Genomic DNA, 2878 nt, shown 5'->3' on the forward strand with positions numbered 1-2878 from the left:
AAGAGTGATAACGGTCAGAGAGTTGTACAATATTGTGGCGGGTGATTGACATGAACCTCCTCATCATAGCCCCCTGCCTCCTCAGCCCGTTCTACGTCTACCGCGGGCCGAAGGAGAAGGAGTACGAAACTGCGAGAAGGCTGAGAGAGCTTATCGGGAAGCTTGGAGACGAGTGGCAGGTCTTTGCCTATCCCTGCCCCGAATACGCCTTAATCGGCTGGCCGAGGGCGCCGGCGAGCAGGGAAGTCTACGAGCGCTTAGGCATGCGCGAGAGGGCGAAGATAATAGCGGACTTCGTTGGGAGGGTTCTGACTGACGAGAAGCCCGAGAAGGTCGTCTTCGTCGGCGTCAAAGGCTCTCCCACCTGCGGCATCTTCCACACGAGTTCAAGCAATCCTGAGAGCTATCCCTACAGAGCGATGCAGGAGTTCTTCTACCTGGGCAAGGAGGAAAGGTTAAAGCGCTCGAAGGAGCTTGTTGGCGAGCAGGGGTTCAGGCTCGTGAAGATGCCCGGAATACTCTTTGAGATACTCATGGCGAGGTTCCCGGAAGGGAGTTACATCGAGTTCGACAAGGACGACTTGGAGGGAAGCGTTGAGACGCTTAAGGAGGCACTTGGGCTTGGAAGTGGTTCTGGATGATGTGGTACACGCACGTTGTCTTTGGGGTCTTTTTCTACCTCGTGGCGGTTCTGCTTGGAGCACCCGCCTGGCCCCTCCTCATAGGGATGGCCGCCTTCGGTGCCTTAATGCCCGACATAGACCACCCGAAGTCCTTCATCTCGACGAAACTGCCCGGCGGAACGGTGATGCCCCGCTTCGTCGAGCACCGGGGAGCAACGCACACGGTGGAGGCCGCACTGCTGATTACAGCCCTCGTCGGTGGAATAGCTTACTGGATAACGGGGAGCTACTGGTTCGCGGTGGCCTTCTTCATCGGCTACATCTCGCATCTCTTCGCGGACACGCTCACCGTTTCGGGGATAAAGTGGAGCCTCTTCTCGAACTTCCATCCGAGGGGAAAGATAAGGACTGGAACGAAGGGTGAGGGGCTGGTTCTGATACTGATGACCTTCGCGACGATCGTTCTCGGAATTTACATCGCCCTGCCGGAGGAGACGAGCAAGAACCTCGGCTGGGTTATGCTGATAGCCCTGATAGCGACCTTCGCGGTAATAGGGAAGAAGCTGAAGAGGCTGAGGTGAAAGACAAAAGTATTAACATTTTTTGAATTCTCTCAACAAATACCCTGCTAATATTCCCACTATAAAAGCTACGAAAATAAAACTAACAAGACCAATAAAGCTTATTATCCCCAAAGTTTCTTTTTGTAATTGACCAACATGATAAATAGTTGAATTAGTTGTCTTAACGGTCAAATTATACGCACTATTGATCCACCGAGGGATGTATGCAAATATCTTTTTAGATAGCAACTTCAATGTATCCCAAGCATACCAGAGTATAATCCAAAGTATGATAGAAACTACTACCACCGCTATTCCAAACATTTTGTTTTTTCTTAGACATCTGAGAGAATCAATGGCAATCCCCATATATCCTTCTATTTTCTCTTTTAAGCTCAATAATAGACTGTGATCCCGATTAGAACCAATAGGAGAGACTGACTTATACAACCCCTTTTCAACTATTTTTATTGACTCAATGTCCTTCCAAAGGACGTTCCAGTAATCCCCCTCTTCTGACATTTTAGTTACCAAACTACTACCCTCGATTATCTGTCCATTATGCATCAGCTTGGATTTCCGAAGGACGAGAACCTTTCTATCCAGTGGGTCATAGAGCTGGCCGTAGTAGATGTTGCCGGTTTTTGTCTTGACTATTAAGTGAGGAAGGTTATTAGCAAAATCCCGCACTTTAGCTTTCCAGAGAAGACGCACGGCAGTTTCCTTAACATCACTTATTACATAGCTCAAGATAATTATCCAAATTAATACAACTGCCAAGTTCGCTAAGTTTATCCAGGGATCTTTTTTATGAGTGTTAGAGTAAATCAACATCCATATAAACGCAATTGCCCCGGAAATAACAAATGTAAATAACAGACCGAATGTAGAACGCTTTATATTGTCATTATTACTTAAAATATCTAACTCTCGTCCTTTTATTATCAAACTTCCTCTAGAAACTCCAAGCAACCATAACGTTTCGAGAAAGAAAACAAAAAGGAGATAAATAATTGAGTTTCCTTGCTCCATTTTCTTTCCCATCATAAATAAGAGACTCAATATTGAGACGGGTATCGAAACATTAACAAAAGAAATTCCTAACCTTCCCGGAACTTTTTTAATGGAGAGCATAGGAGTAATTACTGAAGAAGCCAAAATACCACAAATAGCAATATTCTCAGGACAGATATCCCACCCAGTAATCCAAGCTATGATATAAATTGAAAAAGAAATTGAAAGAGCAACAATGAACCACAACGGAAGGAATGCTCTAAGTGATCTACGTGACCATCCTTTAGATAGCACAAATCCTTCAAACTCATTGTTAATTTCTTTGATTATTTCACTGTAATGCTCAAAAACTGCATTATGAAACATTACCATCGAACGCAAAGGATTTTCATGACTAAATATTCTAAATAGTTCTACAAGACCAACAATTGCAGATGAAATATCGCCTATTAATGCCATAGTAACCACCAAAAAATTTTATTTATTTTAGAGAATTTAAAATTTTCCTCAACTCCTTGCTATCGCCTTCCTCACTAATCTCTCTGCCTTCTCCATCAGCTCCTTAGCTTTTTCCTCCGTGTGTGCCTCCAGCGTTATGCGCATTATCGGCTCGGTCCCGCTCGGTCTGAAGAGAATCCACCAGTCGTCGTTCTCTATCCTGACTCCGTCGATGTCTAT

At 44.9% G+C, this 2878-nt stretch carries 3 protein-coding genes and 1 pseudogene; 2 read left to right on the forward strand and 2 right to left on the reverse strand.

All coding sequences use genetic code 11. The annotated features are described in order from the left end of the window. Positions 1–50: 50 nt before the first annotated feature. Positions 51–641, forward strand: coding sequence for a hypothetical protein (locus MVG27_RS02425; protein ID WP_297556094.1), 591 nt, complete (start codon positions 51–53; stop codon positions 639–641). After that, positions 638–1204 carry a metal-dependent hydrolase gene (locus MVG27_RS02430; RefSeq protein ID WP_297556097.1) on the forward strand — a complete coding sequence of 189 codons (567 nt, stop codon included), beginning with the start codon at positions 638–640 and terminating at the stop codon, positions 1202–1204. Before MVG27_RS02425 ends, MVG27_RS02430 begins: the two co-directional genes overlap by 4 nt. Positions 1205–1216: 12 nt before the next feature. On the opposite strand, the gene MVG27_RS02435 is transcribed toward MVG27_RS02430, so the two are convergent. Both MVG27_RS02435 and glmM read right to left on the reverse strand, forming a co-directional pair. Continuing rightward, positions 1217–2668 (reverse strand): hypothetical protein, encoded by a 1452-nt coding sequence (locus MVG27_RS02435; protein ID WP_297556098.1) that lies wholly within the window; start codon positions 2666–2668, stop codon positions 1217–1219. 39 nt (positions 2669–2707) lie between these two features. Continuing rightward, positions 2708–2878: pseudogene (glmM, locus tag MVG27_RS02440) on the reverse strand (phosphoglucosamine mutase); the annotation flags it as partial.

Source organism: Thermococcus sp., from assembly GCF_027011145.1.
Taxonomy (GTDB): domain Archaea; phylum Methanobacteriota_B; class Thermococci; order Thermococcales; family Thermococcaceae; genus Thermococcus.

Excerpts from the sequence above, each read along its gene's own strand:
- MVG27_RS02425 (WP_297556094.1), top strand. The coding sequence starts at position 51 with ATGAACCTCCTCATCATAGCCCCCTGCCTCCTCAGCCCGTTCTACGTC.
- MVG27_RS02430 (WP_297556097.1), top strand. The coding sequence starts at position 638 with ATGATGTGGTACACGCACGTTGTCTTTGGGGTCTTTTTCTACCTCGTG.